This window comes from Microvirga calopogonii, assembly GCF_003347665.1.
Classification (GTDB): domain Bacteria; phylum Pseudomonadota; class Alphaproteobacteria; order Rhizobiales; family Beijerinckiaceae; genus Microvirga; species Microvirga calopogonii.
On sequence record NZ_QDGA01000004.1, the window covers coordinates 127,632 to 150,073 of the forward strand.

Annotated in this window: 21 protein-coding genes; 15 read left to right on the plus strand and 6 right to left on the minus strand. The window is 64.0% G+C overall.

The genetic code is table 11. The annotated features are described in order from the left end of the window. Positions 1-25: 25 nt before the first annotated feature. Positions 26-2,113 carry a 3-hydroxyacyl-CoA dehydrogenase NAD-binding domain-containing protein gene (locus DDF70_RS06310; protein ID WP_114944013.1) on the minus strand — a complete coding sequence of 696 codons (2,088 nt, stop codon included), beginning with the start codon at positions 2,111-2,113 and terminating at the stop codon, positions 26-28. Next, positions 2,110-4,137, minus strand: coding sequence for a phenylacetic acid degradation bifunctional protein PaaZ (gene paaZ / locus DDF70_RS06315; RefSeq protein ID WP_114944014.1), 2,028 nt, complete (start codon positions 4,135-4,137; stop codon positions 2,110-2,112). The genes DDF70_RS06310 and paaZ overlap by 4 nt, the downstream gene beginning before the upstream one ends. Before the next feature lie 212 nt (positions 4,138-4,349). On the opposite strand from paaZ, the gene DDF70_RS06320 reads away from it, so the two are divergent. The 7 genes from DDF70_RS06320 (at position 4,350) to DDF70_RS06350 (ending at position 9,911) form a co-directional block, all read left to right on the plus strand. After that, the gene (locus DDF70_RS06320) at positions 4,350-5,246 is read left to right on the plus strand and encodes a PaaX family transcriptional regulator C-terminal domain-containing protein (protein ID WP_114944015.1); all 897 of its coding nucleotides are present in this window, start codon (positions 4,350-4,352) and stop codon (positions 5,244-5,246) included. Between the two features lie 151 nt (positions 5,247-5,397). Further along, positions 5,398-6,393, plus strand: a complete 996-nt coding sequence (gene paaA / locus DDF70_RS06325) for a 1,2-phenylacetyl-CoA epoxidase subunit PaaA (protein WP_114944016.1) — start codon at positions 5,398-5,400, stop codon at positions 6,391-6,393. A 14-nt stretch (positions 6,394-6,407) separates the two neighbouring features. Continuing rightward, a complete protein-coding gene (gene paaB, locus DDF70_RS06330; protein WP_114944017.1) occupies positions 6,408-6,698 on the plus strand; it encodes a 1,2-phenylacetyl-CoA epoxidase subunit PaaB in 291 nt (96 codons plus the stop codon). Next, positions 6,698-7,456: a 1,2-phenylacetyl-CoA epoxidase subunit PaaC gene (gene paaC, locus DDF70_RS06335; protein WP_114944018.1), complete on the plus strand. Its 759-nt coding sequence runs from the start codon at positions 6,698-6,700 to the stop codon at positions 7,454-7,456. The genes paaB and paaC overlap by 1 nt, the downstream gene beginning before the upstream one ends. Positions 7,457-7,470: 14 nt before the next feature. After that, entirely contained in the window at positions 7,471-7,983 is a 513-nt protein-coding gene (gene paaD, locus DDF70_RS06340) for a 1,2-phenylacetyl-CoA epoxidase subunit PaaD (RefSeq protein ID WP_114944019.1), read from the plus strand. A 16-nt stretch (positions 7,984-7,999) separates the two neighbouring features. Beyond that, positions 8,000-9,076 carry a 1,2-phenylacetyl-CoA epoxidase subunit PaaE gene (gene paaE / locus DDF70_RS06345; RefSeq protein ID WP_114944020.1) on the plus strand — a complete coding sequence of 359 codons (1,077 nt, stop codon included), beginning with the start codon at positions 8,000-8,002 and terminating at the stop codon, positions 9,074-9,076. Between the two features lie 16 nt (positions 9,077-9,092). Then, positions 9,093-9,911: a Phenylacetic acid catabolic protein gene (locus DDF70_RS06350; protein WP_114944021.1), complete on the plus strand. Its 819-nt coding sequence runs from the start codon at positions 9,093-9,095 to the stop codon at positions 9,909-9,911. Positions 9,912-10,068: 157 nt separating this feature from the next. Here the strand turns inward: DDF70_RS06350 and DDF70_RS06355 are convergent, their stop codons facing one another. Genes DDF70_RS06355 through paaG form a run of 4 tightly spaced genes read right to left on the minus strand, consistent with a single transcriptional unit; the run spans position 10,069 to position 13,327 of the window. Then, entirely contained in the window at positions 10,069-10,704 is a 636-nt protein-coding gene (locus DDF70_RS06355; protein WP_114944022.1) for a TetR/AcrR family transcriptional regulator, read from the minus strand. A 9-nt stretch (positions 10,705-10,713) separates the two neighbouring features. Continuing rightward, positions 10,714-12,048 (minus strand): phenylacetate--CoA ligase PaaK, encoded by a 1,335-nt coding sequence (gene paaK, locus DDF70_RS06360; RefSeq protein ID WP_114944023.1) that lies wholly within the window; start codon positions 12,046-12,048, stop codon positions 10,714-10,716. A gap of 23 nt (positions 12,049-12,071) precedes the next feature. Beyond that, a complete protein-coding gene (gene paaI / locus DDF70_RS06365; protein ID WP_114944024.1) occupies positions 12,072-12,533 on the minus strand; it encodes a hydroxyphenylacetyl-CoA thioesterase PaaI in 462 nt (153 codons plus the stop codon). Next, positions 12,533-13,327: a 2-(1,2-epoxy-1,2-dihydrophenyl)acetyl-CoA isomerase PaaG gene (paaG, locus tag DDF70_RS06370; RefSeq protein WP_425374057.1), complete on the minus strand. Its 795-nt coding sequence runs from the start codon at positions 13,325-13,327 to the stop codon at positions 12,533-12,535. The genes paaI and paaG overlap by 1 nt, the downstream gene beginning before the upstream one ends. 297 nt (positions 13,328-13,624) lie before the next feature. Between paaG and DDF70_RS06375 the strand changes: the two genes are divergently transcribed. The 8 genes from DDF70_RS06375 to paoC all read left to right on the plus strand — a co-directional run bounded on the left by DDF70_RS06375 (position 13,625) and on the right by paoC (position 22,331). Further along, the gene (locus tag DDF70_RS06375; protein ID WP_114944025.1) at positions 13,625-14,791 is read left to right on the plus strand and encodes an ABC transporter substrate-binding protein; all 1,167 of its coding nucleotides are present in this window, start codon (positions 13,625-13,627) and stop codon (positions 14,789-14,791) included. A 193-nt stretch (positions 14,792-14,984) separates the two neighbouring features. Next, positions 14,985-15,857 carry a branched-chain amino acid ABC transporter permease gene (locus DDF70_RS06380; protein ID WP_114944026.1) on the plus strand — a complete coding sequence of 291 codons (873 nt, stop codon included), beginning with the start codon at positions 14,985-14,987 and terminating at the stop codon, positions 15,855-15,857. A gap of 2 nt (positions 15,858-15,859) precedes the next feature. Next, positions 15,860-16,807, plus strand: a complete 948-nt coding sequence (locus tag DDF70_RS06385; protein WP_114944027.1) for a branched-chain amino acid ABC transporter permease — start codon at positions 15,860-15,862, stop codon at positions 16,805-16,807. Next, positions 16,804-17,586 (plus strand): ABC transporter ATP-binding protein, encoded by a 783-nt coding sequence (locus tag DDF70_RS06390; protein ID WP_114944028.1) that lies wholly within the window; start codon positions 16,804-16,806, stop codon positions 17,584-17,586. The genes DDF70_RS06385 and DDF70_RS06390 overlap by 4 nt, the downstream gene beginning before the upstream one ends. Continuing rightward, on the plus strand, positions 17,579-18,283 hold the full coding sequence (locus DDF70_RS06395; RefSeq protein WP_114944029.1) for an ABC transporter ATP-binding protein: 705 nt from the start codon (positions 17,579-17,581) through the stop codon (positions 18,281-18,283). Before DDF70_RS06390 ends, DDF70_RS06395 begins: the two co-directional genes overlap by 8 nt. A 242-nt stretch (positions 18,284-18,525) precedes the next feature. Beyond that, a complete protein-coding gene (paoA, locus tag DDF70_RS06400) occupies positions 18,526-19,161 on the plus strand; it encodes an aldehyde dehydrogenase iron-sulfur subunit PaoA (protein WP_114944030.1) in 636 nt (211 codons plus the stop codon). Then, positions 19,158-20,108 carry an FAD binding domain-containing protein gene (locus tag DDF70_RS06405; protein WP_114944031.1) on the plus strand — a complete coding sequence of 317 codons (951 nt, stop codon included), beginning with the start codon at positions 19,158-19,160 and terminating at the stop codon, positions 20,106-20,108. Before paoA ends, DDF70_RS06405 begins: the two co-directional genes overlap by 4 nt. Before the next feature lie 3 nt (positions 20,109-20,111). Next, positions 20,112-22,331, plus strand: coding sequence for an aldehyde oxidoreductase molybdenum-binding subunit PaoC (gene paoC, locus DDF70_RS06410; protein ID WP_114944032.1), 2,220 nt, complete (start codon positions 20,112-20,114; stop codon positions 22,329-22,331). Positions 22,332-22,442 lie beyond the last annotated feature (111 nt).

Sequence of the window (22,442 nt, forward strand, 5' to 3'; positions counted from 1 at the left end):
CCAGCTGTTGTTTTCGCGCTTCCGGTTACGGATAGAATTTCGCTCCCGACGCGGCGCGGTTGATGAGACTGTCGGCCGGTTCCCAGCCCGGCCCGTCCTGTGCGGCACGCTCCTGCACCTGCGCGAGGATCGATTGCAATCCCACACGATCGGCTTCGAACAGCGGACCGCCGCGCCAGGCCGGATAGCCGTAGCCGTGCATCATCACCACATCGACATCGAGCGGCCGCTCGACGATGCGCTCGTCGAGGATCTTGCAGGCTTCGTTGACGATGGCGGCACGGATGCGCGACTGGATCTCGTCCGCCGAAATCGCGCGCCGCGTCAGTCCGCGCCGCTGCGAGGATTCCTCGACGAGCGCCGTCACGACCGGATCGACCTCGCGCTTGCCGCCTTCATAACGATACCAGCCCGCGCCGGTCTTGCGCCCGAAGCGGCCTGCCTCGCAGAGACGGTCGGCGATGTCCACATAGCGCTCGCGCGGATCGCGGGTGGGCGCCAGGCGCTTGCGGCGCGCCCAGTTGATATCGAGCCCGGCGAGATCCGACACGGCGAAGGGACCCATCGGGAAGCCGAACGCTTCGAGAGCCGCATCGACCTCGTGCGGCAGCGCGCCTTCCTCGAGCAGGTACTCCGCCTGCTGGCGATAGCGGGATAGAATGCGGTTGCCCACGAAGCCGTCGCAGACCCGGCACACGACCGGGATCTTGCGCAGGCGCTTGGCGAGGGCGAGCCCCGTGGCGACGACATCGGCGGCCGTCGCGTCGGTCCGCACGATTTCGAGCAGCCTCATCACATGGGCCGGGCTGAAGAAATGCAGGCCCACCACGTCGGCCGGCCGCGATGTGGCATCGGCTATCAGCGAGATATCAAGGTAACTGGTATTCGTTGCCAGGATTGTTCCAGGCGGCAGGACAGCGTCGAGATCGCGGAAAAGCGCGCGTTTGACCTCGAGATCCTCGAACACCGCCTCGATCACGAGATCCCGATCCGACAGGGAGCTCGTACCAATTGCATACCCAATGGCCCGCAGGCGCTCGTCCCTTGCGGCCGCCGTGATCCGGCCGCTCGCAACCTGCTTGTCGTAAACGTCCGCAACCCGTGCCTGTCCGGCCGTGAGAGCCTGTTCGCTCGTCTCGACGATCCTGACGTCGAAACCCGCATCCGCAAACGCGATGGCGATCCCGGAGCCCATCGTTCCGGCTCCGACGATCCCGACCTTCTGGACGCGGCGAGGCTCGACCGAATCGAGCCCCGGCAGGCGCATGACCTCCCGCTCGGCAAAGAAGGCATGCCGCAAAGCCGCCGATTGCTCGGAGCAGCGCAGGTCCAGGAAGGTCTCGCGCTCGCGCGCCATGCCGTCCTGAAGCGGCAGGCCCGCGGCCAGCAGCACGAGCTCCGCGGCCTTGCCCGGGGCCTCCGCGCCCCTGGCTTTCTTACGAATTTCCGCGGCTTTGGCCGATGCCGTTTCAGCATCCATCGCCACCACACTCCGCTCGCCCGTGCGGCGGAGCGGCTGACCGATCAGCTCCCGCGCAAGCTCCGTCGCATCCTGGCGCAGATCGCCCGAGGAGATCCGGTCGACGAGGCCGAGACGCAGGGCTTCCTGCGCTTTGACGGGACGTCCGCTGGTCACGAGGTCGAGGGCCGCCTCCAACCCGATGAGCCGAGGCAGGCGCTGCGTGCCGCCGGCACCGGGCACCAGCCCGAGCTTGACCTCTGGCAGGCCCAGGCTTGCGCCCGGCTCGGCCACACGGGCATGGCAGGCCAGCGCAATCTCACAGCCGCCCCCGAGGGCGGTGCCCTGGATGGCTGCGACGACGGGCTTGGAGCAGGCCTCGATGGCGTTGATCACGTCGGGTAGGTGCGGCTCGCGCGGCGTCTGGCCGAACTCGCGGATATCGGCCCCGGCAACGAAGGTTTTTCCCGCGCAGGCGATGACCACGGCCTCGATTTGCGGATTGCGGCCGACCTCCTGGATCGCCGCAAGCAATCCCGCCCGGACAGCCTGCGACGTGGCATTGACCGGAGGGTTGTCGATTTCGATCAGGGCGACCGGGCTCGTGGAGACCAATCGAACCGGATCGACACCCTCGGGCGAGGTCGCTGTCATGGGCGCACCGCGTTCATCGTGAGGAGTTCATAGGTTGCAACCGTCTCGCCCTTGTCCGTCATGATCTCCACGTCCCAGCGTACCTCGCCGTATTGCTCGTTGCGCGGCGATTTGGATTTTGCCGTCAGCCGGACCTTGATGGTCTCGCCCGGCTGCACGGGTTTGACGAACCGTAAGGAGTCGAGACCGTAATTGGCAAGCACCGGTCCGAGATCGGGATCGACGAAAAGACCTGCCGCGAAGGACAGGAGCAGATAGCCATGAGCCACGCGGCCGGGGAAGAACGGATGGTTCTTCGTCGCTTCCTCGCTCATATGGGCGTAGAACGTGTCGCCGGTGAATTCCGCGAAATGCTCGATGTCTTCGAGGGTGATCGTGCGTTCTTTCGAGACGAAGGTCTGTCCGATGGCGAGATCCTCGAAGTAGTAGCGGAACGGATGCCGTCCCTCTTCGATCGTGGGCGCGCCCTTGATCCAGCTCTGCGTCACGCGCGAGAGCATGGCGGGCGAGCCCTGCAGGGCCGTGCGCTGCATGTAGTGGTGCACGCCGCGCATGCCGCCGAGTTCCTCGCCGCCGCCGGCGCGTCCCGGTCCGCCATGGACCATGTGGGGCATAGGGGAGCCGTGGCCGGTCTGCTCCTTGGCACAGTCGCGGTCGATCAGGACGAGACGGCCGTGGAAGGCGCCGACGCCGAAGACGAGATCGGCCGCCGCGGCGGGATCGTAGGTGTAGAGGGAGGCGACAAGGCTGCCGTCGCCCTTGTTTGCCAGGGTTACGGCCTGATCGAGGCCGTCATAGCCCATCACGGTGCAGACAGGGCCGAAAGCCTCGACGCTGTGCACGTTGGTGGCCCGGATCGGGTCAGGACAATGCAGCACGAGCGGAGGAATGAAGGCGCCGCGTTCCCGGTCCGCGCCCTCGACCGTGAAGTTATCGGGATTGCCGACCACGATGTCCGCTTCCGAGCGCAGCTTCGCCACCTGCGCGAGCACGTCGCGACGCTGCCCGAGGCCGACGACCGGTCCCATGCGAACGCTTTCGAGTTCGGGATTGCCGACCTTGATCTTGGAAAGCCGCTCCCCCAGAGCCTCGATCACGGCAGGCACATGAGCGTTGGGAGCAATGGCGCGCCGGATCGCCGTGCATTTCTGACCGGCCTTGACCGTCATCTCCTTGGCGACCTCCTTGATGAAGAGCTCGAATTCCGGCGTGCCCGGGCCGGCGTCAGGCGCCAGGATCGCCGCGTTAAGCGAGTCGCGCTCCGCGATGAAACGCACGGATTCGCGCGCGACGACCGGATGTCGCTGCAGCTTCTGGGCCGTATCGGCGGAGCCCGTGAACGAGACCACGTCCTGACAGGTCAGGTGATCGAAAAGATCGCCCGTGGAGCCGACGATGCATTGAAGAGCGCCGTCCGGAAGGATGCGGGATTCGGCGATCATGCGCACGAGGGCATGCGCCACATAGGACGTGATCGTCGCGGGCTTCGTGACCACCGGCACGCCGGCCAGGATGGCGGGAGCGAGCTTTTCCAGCATGCCCCAGCAGGGGAAGTTGAAGGCATTGATGTGAACGGCGACACCGTGGAGCGGCGTCATCACGTGCTGGCCGACGAAGCTGCCGCCCTTCGACAGGGCTTCGACATTTCCATCCAGAAGGAAGGTGGTGTTGGGCAGTTCTCGGCGTCCCTTGGAAGCGTAGACGAAGAGGGTGCCGATGCCGCCGTCCACGTCGATGAAGTTGTCGGTTCGCGTGGTGCCTGTCTGGAAGGAAAGCGTGTAGAGCTGGTCTTTGCGCTCCGACAGATGAATGGCAAGGCGTTTCAGAAGTTCTGCCCTTTGATGGAAGGTGAGCTTCCGCAAGGCGGGACCGCCGACCTGACGGGCATAGGCCAGCACCTCGCCCATATCGAGGCCGCCGCTGGCCACCTGAGCAACGACGTTTCCGGTGACGGCACTGTGAATGTCGGCCAACTCCTGGCCGGGCGACATCCAACTTCCGCGAACGAAGCTCTCGAGTCTCATTGGGGCACCTTGGAATGTTGTGACAGGCGGCATTGGCATCGCCCGGTCTTTGCTGCATTATTGACCGACCGGCCGGTTAGTCAAGGAATTTTGAGGAAGGCGGCAGGCCCACAGGATGGCTCGACAGACATGGCGAAGAATGGGTAGGTGAGGGGAGGATGGACCGAACAGGCAAAGGCCGTCTTGGCCATAGAGGACCGGAGTAGGCTTGCATGGCCGCGTTCGTAGACACCCTGCTGGACAAGTTCCACGAGCGGACGCCGATCCGGGCGGGCTCGCTGATCGTCACCGTTTTTGGGGATGCAGTGGTGCCGCGAGGCGGGGTGCTGTCCCTGACGTCGCTGCACGAGATCATGCGGGCCTTCCGCATCAGCGACACGCTCGTCCGAACGGCCTTGTCCCGCCTCGTCTCCGAGGGATGGTTCGAGCGCTGGAAGGTCGGGCGCAACAGCTATTACCGCCTGACGCCTCAGGGACAGGAGGCCTTCGCCCGGGCGACCCAGCGGATCTACGCCGACCCACCCCAGGATTGGCAGGGATCCTTCGATCTCCTCCTGCTCGAGAATGCCCAGGACCGAAGCGCGCTCAAGGGCGAACTCTCGGCGGCAGGCTATGGCGCCCTTGGGCCAGACCTCCTGGTGGCGGCTGCGGCATCGACCGGCGGTGCGGGCCCTTTCCTCAGGTTGAGCGCGACCCCGGCCGATCCGGCGACGGCCCGGAGGCTGGTGGAGAGGGCATGGCCTCTGGCGGAGATCGAAAGTCGCTACAAACGCTTCATCGATACCTATTCGGGCATCCTCGGAGCTCTGGAGAGGGGGGCCGGGTTCACGAATCTCGACGCATTGCTGGTTCGCATCCTCCTGATTCACGATTACCGCCGGGCTGTCCTGAAGGACCCGCTGCTGCCCGCGCAGCTCCTTCCCAAGCCTTGGGCCGGAACGGCGGCCCGCACTCTCTGCGGCACGATCTACAGGACGCTGCTCCCGGCGGCGGAGCGCTGGATCGACACCCATGCCCAGAACGATACGGGTCCACTGCCTTCGGTCGACCGGGATTTCGCGCGACGTTTCGCGGCGGCGGAGCCGGTTGCCGCATTGAGGATTGGCTGATCGATACGTTACATAAAATTCTTGAATAAGATAATTTCTGTGACATATTAGAAGGGCCTCCGGAGAGGCATGCCGCCTGCGCGTATGGATCTTGTCCTCGCCACCGGGCGGGAAGAGGCCGGCAAGGCTTTGAAACTCAGGGAGATGCGCCGTGTATGCACAGATGGTGAAGACGGGCGTCGAGCACGTCCGCTCCAAGGAGGAGATGTCTCCGGAGGAGCGGGCCTTCCAGGAGCGCGTCGATGCCGACGTCAAGATCGAGCCGAAGGAGTGGATGCCGGAGGCCTATCGCAAGACCCTGATCCGGCAGATTTCGCAGCACGCCCATTCCGAGATCATCGGCATGCAGCCGGAGGGCAACTGGATCACCCGCGCGCCGACCCTGGAGCGCAAGGCGATCCTGCTGGCCAAGGTGCAGGACGAGGCTGGTCACGGCCTTTATCTCTACTGCGCGGCCGAGACGCTGGGCGTCAGCCGCGACGAGCTCATGGAGCAGCTCAACAGCGGCAAGGCCAAGTATTCCAGCATCTTCAACTATCCGACGCTCACCTGGGCCGATATCGGCGCCATCGGCTGGCTCGTCGATGGTGCCGCGATCATGAACCAGGTGCCGCTGCAGCGCTGCTCCTACGGGCCCTATTCCCGAGCCATGATCCGCATCTGCAAGGAGGAGAGCTTCCACCAGCGTCAGGGCTATGATGCGATGACGAAGCTCGCGCGCGGGACGCCTGAGCAGAAGCAGATGGCGCAGGATGCGCTGAACCGCTGGTGGTGGCCGTCGCTCATGATGTTCGGCCCGTCCGATGCGGATTCGGTGCACAGCGCCCAATCCATGCGCTGGAAGATCAAGATCAATTCCAACGACGAGCTGCGCCAGAAATTCGTCGACCAGACGGTGCCGCAGGCCGAATACCTCGGCCTTACCGTCCCGGATCCCGATCTCAAATGGAATGCGGAGCGCGGCCATTACGATTTCGGCGAGATCAACTGGGATGAGTTCTATCAGGTCATCGCCGGCAACGGCCCCTGCAACCGCCAGCGCCTGCGCACGCGTGTGAAGGCCTACGAAGAGGGGCAATGGGTGCGCGATGCGGCCGATGCCTATGCGGCCAAGAAAGCGGCACGGGCAAAGGCGAAGGCTGCGTGAGCGGGAGAACGGGAATGACCGACAAGAAGGAATGGCCTCTCTGGGAGGTGTTCATCCGCAGCCAGCACGGACTGGCGCATCGCCACGTGGGCAGCCTGCATGCGCCCGATGCCGAGATGGCGATCATGAATGCGCGCGATGTCTATACGCGCCGCAACGAGGGCGTCAGCATCTGGGTCGTGAAGGCATCCGATATTGCGGCAAGCTCCCCGAGCGAGAAGGGGCCGCTGTTCGATCCCGCCAACAGCAAGGTCTATCGCCATCCGACCTTCTACGAGATCCCAGAAGAGCTAGGACATATGTGATGAACGCGCAGGACGCTCTCGTCGAGTATCTTCTGCGCCTCGGGGACAATGCACTGATCCTGGGGCATCGCCTATCAGAATGGTGCGGGCATTCACCGGCCCTCGAGGAGGATCTGGCGCTCTCCAACGTTGCCCTCGACCTTATCGGTCAGACGCAGCTCTGGCTGAACCTCGCAGGCGAGATCGAAGGCAAGGGGCGGGACGCCGACAAGCTCGCTTACCTTCGCGATGCGCGCGATTTCCGCAATGTCCTTCTCGTCGAGCAGCCGAACGGAGACTTCGCCGTCACGATGGCACGCCAGTTCTACTTCGATGCCTGGCATTACCTGCTGCTGCGCGAGCTGACCGGATCGAAGGATCCCCGCATCGCCGAGATTGCCGCGAAGGGCCTCAAGGAGGTCACGTACCATCTGGAGCGGAGTCAGGAATGGGTCCTGCGCCTCGGCGACGGCACGGAGGAAAGCCACCGCCGCATGCAGACGGCGATTGACGATCTCTGGATGTATACGGGCGAGTTGTTCGCGAGCGACGAGATCGATCGGGCCATGGTTCAGGAGGGCCTCGGCCCCGATCTCGCGACGCTGCACGAGCCCTGGCTCGGCCTCGTTCGTGCAACGGCCGAGGAGGCGACGCTTTCCCTGCCGCAGCCTGGCTGGGCCCAGAAGGGCGGCAAGCGCGGCATCCATTCCGAGCATCTCGGCTATATCCTGGCCGATCTTCAATTCCTGCAGCGGGCCTATCCCAACGCGACGTGGTGAGGAGCGCGGGGTCGATGATCGACAGCCTGACACGACCGGATCCGGATCAGATCAGACGCTGGTTGGAAGAGGTTCCCGACCCAGAGGTCCCCGCAGTTTCCGTCATGGATCTCGGCATCGTTCGCGATGTGCAGTGGGACAGTAACGAACTTGTCGTCGCGATCACGCCCACCTATTCGGGCTGCCCCGCGACGAGCGTCATCGCCTTCGAAATCGAAGCGGCCCTGCGGGCGAGAGGGATCGACCGCTTGCGGATCGAGCGGCGCCTTTCGCCTCCCTGGACGACGGATTGGATTACCCGGGAAGGGCGGCGGCGATTGGAGGCCTACGGCATTGCGCCGCCGGCCGAGAATGCCGGCGGGCCGTCGCCTTTCGACCGCTTCCTGCGCAAGCCGCTGGCGATCGCCTGCCCGCGCTGCAAGTCCGAGAACACCGAACGGGTGAGCGAATTCGGGTCGACGCCGTGTAAGGCGCAGTATCGGTGCCGAGATTGTCTCGAGCCTTTCGACTACTTCAAGTGCATTTGAAACGAGCGGATGCTCCATGACGAAGTTCTACCCTGTGACCGTTGCCGATGTGCGACGCGAAACCCGTGATGCGATCATCCTGACGCTGGACGTGCCGGATGAGCACAAGGAGGCGTTTCGCTTCTCGCCGGGGCAGTATCTGACCCTGCGCACCACCATCGACGGCGATGAGGTGCGGCGATCCTATTCCATCTGCGCCACGCCGACGGAGGGCAGGCTCCGGGTCGGCATCAAGAAAATCGCCGGCGGCGCATTCTCCAACTGGGCGAGCGAGCAACTCGCGCCCGGGCAGGTCATCGAGGCCATGCCGCCGATGGGCAATTTCTTCGTGCCCCTTGATCAGACCCGCAAGCGTCACTTCGTGGGTTTCGCCGCAGGCAGCGGGATCACCCCGCTTCTCAGCATCATCAAGACGACGCTGGTCGCCGAGCCGCAATCCTCCTTCACGCTGTTCTATGGCAATCGCGCTTCGAGTTCGATCATGTTCCGGGAGGAACTGGAGGATCTCAAGAACGAGCATCTCGACCGCTTCAGCCTGATCCACATTCTCAGCCGCGAGCAGCAGGACATCGATCTCTTCAACGGGCGCCTGACCAAGGAGAAATGCGACCAGCTTCTCGATCATTGGATCGACGCATCATCCATCGACACCGCTTTCATCTGCGGGCCGCAGGACATGATGCTGGGTGTCGCGCAGAGCCTCGAGGAACATGGCCTCGACAAGCGCCAGATCAAATTCGAACTCTTCGCCACCACGACGCCGACCCGCCGGCAGCGCCGGCCCGAGGAGACGGCCGCGGAGGATCGCAAGAACCTGTGCGAGGCGACCATCGTCATCGACGGGCGGGCCCGGAGCCTGACCTTCGAGAAGGGGACCGCATCTGTCCTCGACGCCGCCACGGCCGAGGGGCTTGAACTTCCCTATGCCTGCAAGGGCGGCGTCTGCTCTACCTGCCGGGCGATGCTGGTCGAAGGCGAGGTGGACATGGATGCGAACTTCGCATTGGAGGACTACGAGATCGCGCGCGGATATATCCTGACTTGCCAGAGCTATCCCGTCAGCGACAAGATCCTGGTCGATTTCGACAAGTGACAGGGGAGCGGCTCCCATGGTCGACGAAGAGAGCATCGTCAATTTCATAGCCGGTGGCGGCCGGTTGAGTGCGCCGGAGAATGTCACGCCGCGCTATCGCGGCGAGCTCATGCGCCTGATGGCGATCTTCATCGATTCGGAGATGGCGGGCGCCTCGGGTTTCGCCGATTGCATCAACTTGGCTCCGGGACTGAAGGAGCGGATCATCGCGACCCGGATCGTCTTCGACAAGTTCAACCATGCGCGGCAGGTCCTGGACCTGATGGAGCAGTTCGGCGCCAACACGGACCAATATGTGGGCGCCCATCCCTGGGCATCCCGTCTCGATCGCAGCGTCAATCTCGGCACGCGACGCATGGAAGGCGACATGCGTCTCAACGTCTTTCACTATCCAATCAACGGCTGGGTCGACGCGGTCGTGATGAACTGCCTGATGGGCCAGGCCACCGTGGTGCAGCTCGACGAGCTGACTCGCGGTTCCTACCAGCCTCTTGCCGATGCTCTTAGCGACATCCTTCCCGCCGAGAAGCGCCATGCGGAGCTCGGACAACAGGGATTGCAGGCCGCCTTGGAGAGAGGGCATGACAGGACCGATGCCCAGGCCTCGGTCAATTACTGGTATCCCCGCGTGGCCGACACCTTCGGCAGCAGCGCCTCGGATCATTTCGTCCAGCATCGGAAATACGGATTGCGCCAGAAGGGCCGGGAAGAGCTGACCGCCCAGTGGCAGAGCCTCGTCCATCCGATGCTCTCGCGCTTCGACCTTGTCGTTCCTGGGCGTGCGCTGAGCGCGGGAGTGGATTCTCCTCTTGAGCCTTCAGCTCGCCGGGGGTGACATCCACCATGTCATCACCGGCCTCGTGCCGGTGATCTCGATCGGAAAGGTGCTGTGCTTCACAGCATCGGGATGGCCGGGACAAGCCCGGCCATGACGTGGCGGGGTCAGAGAGAATGGATCCGGGTTGCCGTAAGATGGGCTAGACGACAACCTCCTATTCCGCAGCGCTGACGCGCCGTGACGAGGCGGCTGGTTCCGGATGAAGATTGCGGGTTCCATCGACGATGAGCTGGGAAACGAGTTCGGCATAATCCGCGCGGGTCACTTCGCCGGTGCTCTTGAACCAGAGATAATGCCAGTTGATCATGCCGAAGAGGGACATGGTCACGGGCTTGAGCAGCTTTGTCCCCTTGAGCTGCGGCGCTACGCCCGCCACCGCATCGGAGAAGATCTTCACCAGATCGCGCTCCACCGCCTTGAGTTCGCCCTGACGCTCCGCCGGGAGCAGGCGCATGCCGTTGATCTGCACGTTGTGCTGGGCGTCGGCATCGCGATAGGCCTCGAGCAGAGCGGCGACCAATTCCTTCAGGCGCTCTGCGGGTGAGAGGTCCGGATTGTCGGCCGCCTCCACCACCTCGAGCAGTTCCTCGAGGTGAAAGCGGATCACGTCGAAGAGCAGCTCCTCCTTGTCCCTGTAGTAGTGGTAAAGATTGGCCTTGGAGACGCCGCAGGCCTCCGCGATCTTGCTCATCGAGGCGCGGTCGTAGCCGTGCTCCGCAAAGAGTTCAGCCGAGCGATCGAGGATCGCTCGGCGCTTGTCGTCATAATCGGTGGCACGGGTGCGGGCCATGGGACTCTTCTATTCTTTCGGTCTGCGGTCGATCACGCGTCTCGCCTTGCCGAGAGAGCGCTCGATGCCTTCAGGATCGAGGACATTTACATGAGCCGTGATGCCGATGGTATCCTTGATGGACTGGCTGAGGCGCTCGGCAGCGGCTTTGCGGGTTTCAGGGTAGTCGGCATCCGGCCGGATCTCGGCCCGGATCTCCATCTGATCCATCCGGCCCTCGCGGGTCAGGATGATCTGGTAATGCCCCGACAGGGTCGGAATCGTGAGGAGCTTTTCCTCGATCTGGGTCGGGAAGACGTTGACGCCCCGGATGATCATCATGTCGTCGGTGCGGCCGGTGATCTTCTCCATGCGGCGCATGGCCCTGGCCGTGCCGGGCAGGAGGCGCGTCAGGTCCCGGGTGCGGTAGCGGATGACGGGCATGGCCTCCTTGGTGAGCGAGGTGAAGACGAGCTCGCCTTCCTCACCGTCAGGCAGGACTTCGCCCGTTACCGGGTTGATCACCTCGGGATAAAAATGGTCTTCCCAGATGTGCAGCCCGTCCTTGCTTTCCACGCATTCGCAGGCGACGCCCGGCCCCATGACCTCTGAGAGGCCGTAGATGTCGACTGCATGGATGTCGAAGGCCTCTTCGATCTCCGCCCGCATGGCGTTCGTCCATGGCTCGGCGCCGAAGATGCCGACCTTGAGCGAGGATTGTCGCGGATCGAGCCCCTGCTTCCGGAACTCGTCGAGGATCGCCAGCATGTAGGACGGTGTGACCATGATGATGTCGGGCTGGAAATCCTGGATCAGCTGCACCTGGCGTTCCGTCATGCCGCCCGACATGGGGATCACCATGCAGCCGAGGCGTTCGGCGCCGTAATGTGCGCCCAATCCGCCCGTGAAGAGGCCGTAGCCATAGGCCACGTGAACCTTCATGCCTGGGCGGCCGCCGCTGGCCCTGATCGAGCGGGCCACCACGTCGGCCCAGGTGTCGATATCGCGCTTGGTGTAGCCCACGACCGTGGGCTTGCCGGTGGTGCCGGACGAGCCGTGCACGCGCGCAATCTGGTTCTGTGGAACGGCGAACATGCCGAAGGGGTAATTGTCCCGCAGGTCGGCCTTGGTGGTGAAGGGAAACTTCGCGAGGTCGCTCAGATCCTTGAAATCGTCCGGATGAACGCCCGCCGCGTTGAACTTCGCTTTGTAGTGCGGCACGTTCTCATAGGCATGGCGCAAGGACCAGGCGAGGCGCTCGCGCTGCCAGGCGGCGAGCTCATCCCGCGATGCGAGTTCGAAACGATCGAGCTGGGCGGGCTGAGGCTTGAGTTCGGACAACTTGCGGTGCGGGATCTGGAGCAAGGGAACCTCCCATTCGTTCGTTCTTATTGCGGATTTGAGCCGAGCAGCGTGCCGGCGATGGTGCGCGAGTGTCCACGGAACTCCGCGACAACCTCGCCTTTGCCGTCGCGAACCGTCACGTCATAGATGCCTGAGCGGCCTGAGCGATTGCGTTCGACCGCATGGGCCGTGAGCCTGTCTCCCCGCCGCCCCGGCTGCAGGAACGTCACGGCACAATGCTGCGCGACCGTGCGCTGGTCGTAGGTGTTGCAGGCGAACGCGAAGGCCGAGTCGGCCAGCGTGAAGATGAAGCCGCCGTGGCAGATGCCGTGCCCGTTCGTCATGTCGGGGCGGATCGTCATGGAGAGCACGGCCTCGCCCGGCGAGACGCGCTCGATCACCATGCCGAGCCCCTGACTTGCCTGATCCTCCGCCCACATGGCTTCGGCGCAGGCTATGGCGATTTCGTGGGAGGCGTCATCCGAGTGGTTCGATCGTGCGTCCATCAGGTTCTCCCGGTGAATTTAGGCTGCCGCTTCTCGAAGAACGCCGTGACGCCTTCGATATAGTCCGGCGTACGCCCGGCCTGTCCCTGCAGGTCGCGTTCGAGATCGAGCTGTCGGTCGAGATCGTTCGTCTCGGAGGCATCGAGCGCCTGCTTGATCAACCCGAGACCGATGGTCGGCTGAACCGCGAAATGCGCGGCGAGGCGATGCGCCTCGTCCATCAGGCTAGCATCGTCGACAGCCTTCCAGATCATGCCCCAGGCTTCGGCCTGCTCGGCGGGAACCGGCTCGGCGAGTAGCGCGAGGGCCCGCGCACGGGCCGGACCGACAAGGCGCGGCAGGAACCAGGTACCACCTGAATCCGGAACGAGGCCGAGCTTGGCAAAAGCCTGGATGAACTTGGCCGAACGCGCCGCCAGGACGAGGTCGCAGGCGAGCGCGATGTTGGCACCGGCTCCCGCGGCAACGCCGTTCACTGCGCAGATGACAGGCATCTGCAGCGCACGGAGCTTGCGAACGAGCGGATTGTAGAGGCGCTCCAGGGTGGAGGAGAGATCCGGAACCTGGCCAGGGCTGAAGACCCTGTCCGACAGATCCTGACCGGCGCAGAATCCGCGTCCGGCGCCCGTGAGGATGAGGGCGCGGCAGTTCTCGTCCGCCTCGGCATCGAGCAGGGCGGACATCAGGGCCGCATGCATCGCCTCGTTGAAGGAGTTCAGACGGTCGGGCCTGTTGAGGATGAGGACACGATAGCCCTCCCGACGCTCCGTGACGATGAGATCGTTCTCCACCATGGCCCTCCCGAATTTTCGTTGATGGCAAGCGGGTGGTCTTGCGACTTGTTTACTATTGACCAACCGTCCGGTCAATTATATTGATGGGATGAACAGCGTCAATCATCCAACACTCGGTCCTTCAGGGAGATAAGCGGGGTGGCGTGCTTGGCGGCCGACAGGATCCGCATGCAAAGCTAACGCCGGCTTTGGGGACTCCTGATCGCTTCCTTTCCGCAATGTTCCGCGGGCTCTTGGCGGCCTGAGCCATTGCGCAACAATAAAAACAGAAAACGACAACGAAACCGGAGGAGACAGATGAACTCGAAAACCGCTCTCAAATCACTCCTGGCCGCCAGTGTCATGGCGTTCGGCTTCTCGCAAGGCGCGCTCGCCCAGGGCACCGTCAAGATCGGGTCGGTGCTCTCGGTCACCGGGCCGTCTTCCTTTCTCGGCGAGCCGGAAGACAAGACGCTGCGGCTCTATGTCGACAAGATCAATGCGGCGGGCGGCGTCGCGGGCAAGAAGATCGAACTCGTGATCTACGACGATGGCGGCGACGCCAACAAGGCGCGCACCTTTGCAACGCGCCTGATCGAAGATGATGAGGTGATCGCCATGGTCGGTGGAACGACCACCGGCTCTACCATGGCGATGATCCCCGTCTTCGAAGAGGCGCAGGTTCCGTTCATCTCCCTGGCCGGTGCCATCGAGGTGGTCGATCCAGTGCGCAAGTTCGTCTTCAAGACGCCGCACACGGACAAGATGGCGTGCGAGAAGATCTTCGAGGATCTGAAGAAGCGCAACCTCACGAAGATCGGCCTGATCTCGGGCACGGACGGGTTCGGGGCTTCCATGCGTGCGCAATGCGTCAAGGTCGCACCGAACTACGGTATGCAGATCATCAGCGATGAGAATTATGGTCCGCGCGACAGCGACATGACCGCTCAGCTCACGAAGATCAAGAACACGGCCGGCCTACAGGCGGTGGTCAATCCGGGCTTCGGGCAAGGGCCTGCCATCGTGACCCGTAACTACGCCCAGCTCGGCATGAACAACATCCCGTTCTATCAGAGCCACGGTGTGGCTTCGAAGAGCTTCATCGACCTGGCTGGCGCTGCCGCGGAAGGCGTGCGCCTGCCGGCCGCCGCGCTCCTCGTCGGCGACAAGCTGCCGGAGAGCGATCCGCAGAAGAAGGTCGTGACCGAATACAAGCAGGCCTACGAGAGTGCGACCAAGCAGCCGGTCTCGACCTTCGGCGGTCACGCTTATGACGGTCTCTTCATCTTGGTCGAGGCCATGAAGCGCGCGAACTCGACTGATCCCAAGAAGATCCGCGACGAGATCGAGAAGACCAAGGGCTTCGTCGGCACCGGCGGCATCGTGAACATGTCGCCCACCGACCATCTCGGTCTCGACCTCTCGGCCTTCCGCATGCTCGAGATCAAGGGCGGCGACTGGAACCTTATCGCCTCGGGAAGCTGATTCCTCGACGCAACCGATCGGACGGGAGGCTGATCGTCGGCCTCCCGTTCTGCACCTAGCGCATCGTGCGGAAAAGTGGATCCGGTTTTACGCCCCGAACGATGCGCTCTTCAGGAAGCGGAGCATCGGATGGATCCCAAAAGTGCAAATCCACTTTTGGGTCCGATGCTCTAGAAGGTCGCAGGACAGCACCATGGCCGAGTTTCTCCAGTTCCTCATTTCCGGTCTGACGGTGGGAGCCGTCTATGCGCTGGTCGCACTCGGCTTCACCCTGATCTACAATGCGTCGGGCGTGGTGAATTTTGCGCAAGGCGAGTTCGTCATGCTCGGCGGCATGGTGACGGTGTTCGTCTCGGCGGCCGGCGTGCCCCTCCCACTGGCGGCTCTCATCGCCATCGGCGTGGCCGTCGCGATCGGGCTCCTTCTGCATCGGTTCGCCATCGAGCCGGCCCGCGGCGCATCGGCCGTCACCCTTATCATCATCACCATCGGCGCATCGATCCTGTTGCGCGGCCTTGCGGCCATCGTCTTCGACAAGCAGTTCCACAAGCTTCCTGCCTTTACGGGCGATACGCCGGTTGATGTGCTGGGCGCAGCCGTCCAGCCGCAGAGCTTCTGGGTGCTGGGCGGAACGGCGGTCGTCGTGCTCGCACTCTATGTCTTTCTCGAACATACGATCACCGGCAAGGCCGTGTTGGCAACGGCCGCAAACCGCCTCGCGGCGCGTCTCGTCGGCATCAACACGACCACGATCATGGCACTGGCCTTCGGTGGTTCCGCCGCCATCGGGGCCATTGCCGGCATCCTGGTGACGCCGATCACGCTGACGAGTTACGACGTCGGCACGCTGCTGGCCCTGAAAGGCTTCGCCGCCGCCATGCTGGGCGGCATGGGCAATCCGGTCGGCGCTGTCGTGGGCGGGCTTCTGCTCGGCCTGCTGGAGGCCTTCGGCGCCGGCTACATCAGCTCGACCTACAAGGATGCCTTCGCGTTTGTCGTCATTCTCATCGTCCTGTTCGCAGCTCCCCAGGGCCTGTTCGGGCGCCGGGTCGTGGAGAGGGTGTAAACATGCGTGCTCTCGTGAACAGGCGCTTTCTTACGCTCATCGCGCTGGCGGTGGTGATCGTCGCGCTCCCGCTCATCTTTCCGTCGAGCTATTACTTCCGGGTGGCCTCGCTCGTATGGGTCTCGGCGCTTGCCGCCATCGGCCTCAACGTCCTGATGGGGCAGGCGGGTCAGGTCAGCTTGGGACATGCGGCGTTCTTCGGCATCGGCGCCTATGCGGTGGCGATCGGGCCCACCCATCTCGGCCTGCCCCCCTGGGTCGCTCTGCTCTTCGGTGCGCTTCTCTCGGCCATTCTCGCCTATCTCGTCGGTCGCCCGATCCTGCGGCTGAAAGGGCATTATCTCGCCATCGCGACCCTCGGCCTCGGCGTCCTCGTGGCCCTCGTCATCACGACGGAAAGCCGCTGGACCGGCGGGCCGGACGGCATGCCGGTCGAGCGACTGACGCTGTTCGGCTGGCGAGTGAGCGGTTCTTATACGTGGTATTGGGTCACCGGCGGCCTGCTGCTCGTCGGAACATGGATCGCGCTCAACCTCGACGAAACGCCGACCGGACGGGCCTTTCGCGCGCTCCATGACAGCGAGGTGGCCGCGCAGGTGGTCGGCGTCGACGTGGCCCGCTTCAAGCTGCAGGCCTTCGTGATCGCCGCCGTCTATGCTTCACTCGCGGGCTCTGCCCTGGCCTTCATGAACGGCTTCATCAATCCGGATCAGGCCGGATTCCTGCACTCGGTCGAACTCGTCACCATCGTCGTGCTGGGCGGTCTTGGATCCGTCGTCGGAAGCATCGTCGGCGCCGCAGTGCTCATCACGCTCCCGCAGGCTCTGACGATCTTCCAGGAATACGAGCACCTCCTGTTGGGCCTCATCATCATCGTGGCGATGATCTTCATGCGCAACGGCATCGTGCCGAGCCTCTCAAGCCTGCTGGTCCGGAGGGCCCGCTCATGACGATCCTGCAAGCCACGGACATCGGCATCTCCTTCGGCGGCGTGAAGGCCGTCGACGGCGTGAGCTTTTCGGTCAGCCCCGGGCAGATCCTGTCGATCATCGGCCCGAACGGCGCCGGCAAGACGACGCTCTTCAACATCGTATCCGGCGTCTATGTCGCCAGCCGCGGATCGATCCAGCTGGCGGACGAAGACGTGACGGGACTTCCCCCTCACAAGCTCGCGGCGCGCGGCCTCTCTCGTACCTTCCAGAACCTGCAGATCTTTCAGCGCATGACCGCCTGCGAGAACGTGATGGTCGGGCGCCATCTGCGGGAAAAGTGCAGCCTGCTGCCGGCATTGTTCAGAACGCCTTCCGTCACGCGCCAGAACCGCGAAACCCGTGCGGCGGCGCTCGCTCTCCTTGCCGATGTGGGGCTGAAGGATGCCGCCGATGTCCCTGCTGGTTCATTGCCTTACGGCGCCTGCAAGAGGCTCGAGATCGCCAGGGCTCTTGCCGCCGAACCGCGCGTGCTTCTTCTCGACGAACCCGCCGCCGGCTGCAATGCGGTGGAGACGGAGGAGATCGACCACCTGATCAAGCAAGTGGCCGATAGGGGCGTCGCCGTGGTCCTGGTCGAGCACGACATGAAGCTCGTGATGAAGATCTCCGACAGGATCCTCGTGCTCGAGCGCGGACGGCCGCTCGCCGAGGGAACACCGCGGGAGGTGCGCGATGATCCAAGGGTCCTTGAGGCTTATCTGGGACAGCACGGCGCACGGGAGGCTGCCCGTGCTTGAGGTGAAGAACCTGCGCAGTGCCTACGGCAGGATCGAGGTGCTGAAGGGCATCGATCTCGATGTGCAAACCGGTGAGATCGTCGCGCTGGTCGGCTCGAACGGCGCGGGCAAGACGACGCTGCTTCGTGCGCTCTCGGGCGTTCAGCCGATCACGGGGGGCGAGATCCGCTTCAAGGATCAACGCATCGACCGGATGCCACCACACAAGAGGGTGGAGCTGGGCATGACGCAATCGCCGGAGGGCCGGCAGGTCTTCGGGCCTTTGACCGTCGAGGATAACCTGCGACTGGGGGCCTACAGGCGACGCGACAGGGAGATCGATCAGGATCGGGACCGCATCTTCACCATGTTCCCGGTTCTGGCCGAGAAGCGGCATCTTCTGGCAGGAGGATTGTCGGGCGGTCAGCAGCAGATGCTCGCCATCGGGCGCGCCCTCATGGGCCGCCCGAAGCTTCTGCTTCTGGACGAGCCGTCGCTCGGTCTGTCGCCGCTCCTCGTCGACCAGATCCTGGATGCCATCGTGTCCCTGAAGAAGGACGGCATCACGGTGCTCCTCGTCGAGCAGAATGCCAGTGCGGCCTTGGCGATTGCCGATCGTGGTTACGTGCTGGAGACCGGAAGGGTCGCGCATAGCGGCGCCGGTTCCGCGCTGCTCGCCGACCCTCAGATCAAGGCGGCCTATCTCGGCATCGCGTGAGGGCGCCGTTTTTCAGCTTGAGCAGAACAACGTTCCGGCCGAAAATCGTCCCCTCCGCCAACAGGTTCTCTCGATTCTTCTGAGCCTTATGAGCGATATCCACGGTGGAGTGTTGAAAATCGCAACGCCGCCTAGCGGAACCGATCGCGTGGTGGAGGCGTTCCGCGAGATACGCGGGGCATCGTGGGTATGGACGAGCCATTCCCAATAACAGCAAATCCTCGACAGCTTGGAGACCGAATATGGTGGGTTCGGACGACCTGGATCTGAACCGGCGCGATCTGATGGTCGGCGCCGGAGCGTGCGCGGCCATACCGGTCATTCCGGCCGCCGCGAGGGCACAACCAGGACCCGCTGAGAATCCTGTCGAATTCAGGGTCTCACTCAGTGTGAATGGGCAACCCCACACCTTGACCGTGGACACGCGAACGAGTCTTCTCGACCTTCTTCGCGAGAACCTGCAATTGACCGGCACCAAGAAGGGCTGTGACCACGGCCAGTGCGGCGCCTGTACGGTGATCGTGGATGGGCGACGGATCAATTCCTGTCTGACGCTCGCCGTCATGCATGAGGGCAGTGCAGTTACGACGATCGAGGGACTGGGCCAGCCCGACAATCTCCATCCGATGCAGGCCGCTTTCATCAAGCACGATGGCTACCAATGCGGCTACTGCACGCCAGGCCAGATCTGCTCGAGCGTCGCAATGCTGGAGGAGATCAAGGCCGGTGTCCCGAGCCACGTTACGGCGGACCTCCTTGCGCCCGTCCGTCTGACCGAGACCGAGCTGCGCGAGCGCATGAGCGGCAACATCTGCCGCTGCGGCGCTTATTCCAACATCGTCGAGGCCATTACCGAAGTCGCGGAGAGGCAAGGATGAAAGCCTTCACCTACGAGCGCGTCAGCTCACCGGCCCAGGCCGCCGCTGCGGTCGCGCAGCATCCCGGCGCCAAGTTCATCGCAGGCGGGACGAACCTGTTCGATCTGATGAAGCTCCAGATCGAGACCCCCGCCCATCTTGTCGACATCAACAGCCTCAACCTCGACCAGATCGAGCCGACACCCGAGGGTGGTCTGCGCATCGGGGCCCTTGTGCGCAACACGGACCTCGCGGCCGACGAGCGGATCCGGCGTGATTATGGAGTCTTGTCGCGGGCGCTCCTCGCCGGCGCCTCCGGACAGCTGCGCAATCGGGCGACAACTGCGGGCAACCTGCTGCAGCGCACCCGCTGCCCCTACTTCTACGACACGGCCCAGCCGTGCAACAAGCGGGAGCCGGGATCCGGCTGCTCGGCCTTGGATGGGGTCAGCCGGCAGCTCGGGATCATCGGCGTGAGCGAGGCCTGCATCGCGACGAACCCGTCCGACATGGCGGTTGCCATGCGCGCGCTCGATGCAATGGTCGAGACGGTCGATGCCGGCGGCACGACGCGGACGATTCCGATCGCCGAGTTCCACCGTCTTCCCGGTGATACGCCCCATATCGAGACCGTGCTGGAGCCTGGCGAGCTCATCACGGCTGTCACCTTGCCGCCCCCGGTCGGCGGCAAGCAGATCTACCGCAAGGTCCGGGACCGTGCCTCCTACGCCTTCGCGCTGATCTCGGTCGCGGCCATCGTGCAGCAGGACGGGACCGGGCGCGTGGCCCTTGGCGGCGTCGCGCACAAGCCCTGGCGGGTCGATGGAGCGGACGCGGAACTGCGCCGCGGCGCAAAAGCCGCGACAGCCGCGCTCCTTGCCGGGGCGAAACCGACCCGCGACAACGCCTTCAAGATCCCACTCGTCGAGCGCACCGTCGCGGCGGTGCTAACCGAGGCAAGGACCTGAGACATGAAGTTCGACACTCCTGCCGGTCCAAATCCCATCGATCAGCTCAGGGTCGTCGGCCGACCGACCGACCGTATCGATGGCAAGTACAAGACGACGGGTACGGCCCCTTACGCCTACGAGCGCCATGACGCGGTACCGAACCAGGCCTACGGCTTCGTGCTCGGCTCGGCGATCCCCAAGGGCCGCGTCGCCGCCATGCATCTGAGCGAGGCTCAGAGAGCTCCCGGCGTGCTGGCGATCGTCACGACGCTCGACATGCCTCGGCTGGGAAGAGGTCGGATGAACGCGGCCTATCTGTTCGGCGGGCCGGTCATTCAGCACTACCATCAGGCGGTCGCGGTCGTGGTTGCGGAGACCTTCGAGCAGGCCCGCGCGGCGGCCCACCTGATCCGGGTCGATTACCAGCGGGAGCCCGGCAGATACGATCTCGCCGCCGAAGTGCCACATGCGCAGCCGGTCTCAAGCGACAGCGGCGAAGGCAGCGGGGCTCCGCACGAAGCCCGGGTCGGTAATTTCAAGGAGGCTTTCGCGGCGGCGCCCGTCAAACTCGACGAGCGTTATACGACGGCCGACGAAAGCCACGCGATGATGGAGCCGCACGCCACGATTGCGGCATGGGACGGAGACAAGCTCACCCTCTGGACCTCGAACCAGATGATCGCATGGGGCAAGGGCAGCATCGCCAAGATCCTCGGCATCCCGGCTGAGAACGTGCGTCTCGACTCGCCTTATGTCGGTGGAGGCTTCGGAGGAAAGCTCTTCGTCCGTGCCGATGCAGTGCTGGCGGCGCTCGGAGCCAAAGCCGCAGGAAGACCCGTCAAACTGGCGCTGACGCGCCCGCTGATCGCCAACAACACCACCCACAGGCCGGCGACGATCCAACGCATCCGCATCGGCGCAAATCCTGACGGCACGATCACGGCGATCGCGCACGAGAGTACGTCGGGCAATCTTCCTGACGGCAAGCCTGAGACGGCGGTCGATCAGACGAGATTGCTGTACGCGGGGGCGAACCGATTGACGGCACTGCGCCTTGCGCATCTCGATCTTCCGGAAGGCAACGCCATGCGGGCGCCCGGCGAGGCACCTGGCATGCTGGCGCTTGAGGTCGCCATGGATGAGATGGCCGAGAAGCTCGGTATCGACCCTGTCCAGTTCCGCATCATCAACGATACCCAGGTCGATCCCGAGAAGCCGGAACGTCGCTTCTCTCATCGCGATCTGGTTGGGTGCCTGCGTCAAGGCGCCGAGCGCTTCGGCTGGGATAAGCGTCCGCGAGAGCCGGGCCAGGTACGGGACGGGCGCTGGCTCGTGGGGTACGGCATGGCGGTCGGATTCCGCAACAACCTCCTGACCAAGTCGGCGGCCCGCGTTCGCCTCGACGGACGCGGCGTCGTGACGGTCGAAACCGACATGACGGATATCGGGACAGGCTCCTACACCATCCTCGCCCAGACGGCAGCCGAGATGATGGGCGTGCCGCTGGAGATGGTGAACGTCCGGCTCGGCGACTCTTCTTTTCCGGTCTCGGCTGGGTCGGGCGGGCAATGGGGCGCCAACAACTCCACGGCCGGAGTCTATGCCGCCTGCGTGAAGCTGCGCGAGGCCGTGGCCACGAGGCTCGGCTTCAACTCCGCCGAGGCTGTGTTCCTCGATGGCGAGGTGCGCTCCGGCAATCGGAGTGTCCCTCTCGCCGAGGCTGCGAGCGGAGGCGAACTCGTCGCCGAGGACATGATCGAATATGGAGATCTGGCCAAGAAGCAGCAACAATCGACCTTCGCCGGCCACTTTGTCGAGGTTGGCGTCGATGCTGCGACGGCCGAGGTCCGGGTTCGGCGCATGCTCGCGGTGTGCGCGGCGGGCCGCATCCTGAATCCCAAGTCGGCTCGGAGTCAGGTGATCGGAGCCATGACGATGGGCGTCGGCGCAGCCCTGATGGAGAAGCTCTCGGTCGACACGAAGCGTGGCTTCTTCGTCAATCACGACCTCGCCGGCTACGAAGTTCCCGTCCATGCCGATATCCCGCACCAGGAGGTGATCTTCCTTGACGAGGTCGACCCGATGTCGTCACCGATGAAGGCCAAAGGCGTGGCAGAACTCGGCATCTGCGGTGTCGGTGCGGCCGTCGCGAATGCGGTCTATAACGCCACCGGCATCCGGGTGCGCGACTATCCGCTCACGCTGGACAAGCTGATCGAACGGTTGCCGGACGCCGTCTGAGAGATTGGCGAGTGAATTCCTGTTCTTTCGCGTGAAGCGACGGAGCACGACGTGCGCAGCCTATGCTGCGCCTGCCGAGACCTCAGCGCACTGTGCGGAAGAGCGGATTCG

What these genes read in the sequence shown, in the direction of transcription:
- DDF70_RS06380 (WP_114944026.1), top strand. Translation starts at nt 14,985, where the DNA reads ATGGCCGAGTTTCTCCAGTTCCTCATTTCCGGTCTGACGGTGGGAGCC.
- paoC (WP_114944032.1), top strand. Translation starts at nt 20,112, where the DNA reads ATGAAGTTCGACACTCCTGCCGGTCCAAATCCCATCGATCAGCTCAGG.
- DDF70_RS06350 (WP_114944021.1), top strand. Translation starts at nt 9,093, where the DNA reads ATGGTCGACGAAGAGAGCATCGTCAATTTCATAGCCGGTGGCGGCCGG.
- DDF70_RS06385 (WP_114944027.1), top strand. Translation starts at nt 15,860, where the DNA reads ATGCGTGCTCTCGTGAACAGGCGCTTTCTTACGCTCATCGCGCTGGCG.
- paaD (WP_114944019.1), top strand. Translation starts at nt 7,471, where the DNA reads ATGATCGACAGCCTGACACGACCGGATCCGGATCAGATCAGACGCTGG.
- paaZ (WP_114944014.1), bottom strand. Translation starts at nt 4,137, where the DNA reads ATGAGACTCGAGAGCTTCGTTCGCGGAAGTTGGATGTCGCCCGGCCAG.
- DDF70_RS06375 (WP_114944025.1), top strand. Translation starts at nt 13,625, where the DNA reads ATGAACTCGAAAACCGCTCTCAAATCACTCCTGGCCGCCAGTGTCATG.
- DDF70_RS06355 (WP_114944022.1), bottom strand. Translation starts at nt 10,704, where the DNA reads ATGGCCCGCACCCGTGCCACCGATTATGACGACAAGCGCCGAGCGATC.
- paaE (WP_114944020.1), top strand. Translation starts at nt 8,000, where the DNA reads ATGACGAAGTTCTACCCTGTGACCGTTGCCGATGTGCGACGCGAAACC.
- paaB (WP_114944017.1), top strand. Translation starts at nt 6,408, where the DNA reads ATGACCGACAAGAAGGAATGGCCTCTCTGGGAGGTGTTCATCCGCAGC.
- paaI (WP_114944024.1), bottom strand. Translation starts at nt 12,533, where the DNA reads ATGGACGCACGATCGAACCACTCGGATGACGCCTCCCACGAAATCGCC.
- paoA (WP_114944030.1), top strand. Translation starts at nt 18,526, where the DNA reads ATGGTGGGTTCGGACGACCTGGATCTGAACCGGCGCGATCTGATGGTC.
- paaG (WP_425374057.1), bottom strand. Translation starts at nt 13,327, where the DNA reads ATGGTGGAGAACGATCTCATCGTCACGGAGCGTCGGGAGGGCTATCGT.
- DDF70_RS06310 (WP_114944013.1), bottom strand. Translation starts at nt 2,113, where the DNA reads ATGACAGCGACCTCGCCCGAGGGTGTCGATCCGGTTCGATTGGTCTCC.
- paaC (WP_114944018.1), top strand. Translation starts at nt 6,698, where the DNA reads ATGAACGCGCAGGACGCTCTCGTCGAGTATCTTCTGCGCCTCGGGGAC.
- DDF70_RS06390 (WP_114944028.1), top strand. Translation starts at nt 16,804, where the DNA reads ATGACGATCCTGCAAGCCACGGACATCGGCATCTCCTTCGGCGGCGTG.
- DDF70_RS06320 (WP_114944015.1), top strand. Translation starts at nt 4,350, where the DNA reads ATGGCCGCGTTCGTAGACACCCTGCTGGACAAGTTCCACGAGCGGACG.
- DDF70_RS06405 (WP_114944031.1), top strand. Translation starts at nt 19,158, where the DNA reads ATGAAAGCCTTCACCTACGAGCGCGTCAGCTCACCGGCCCAGGCCGCC.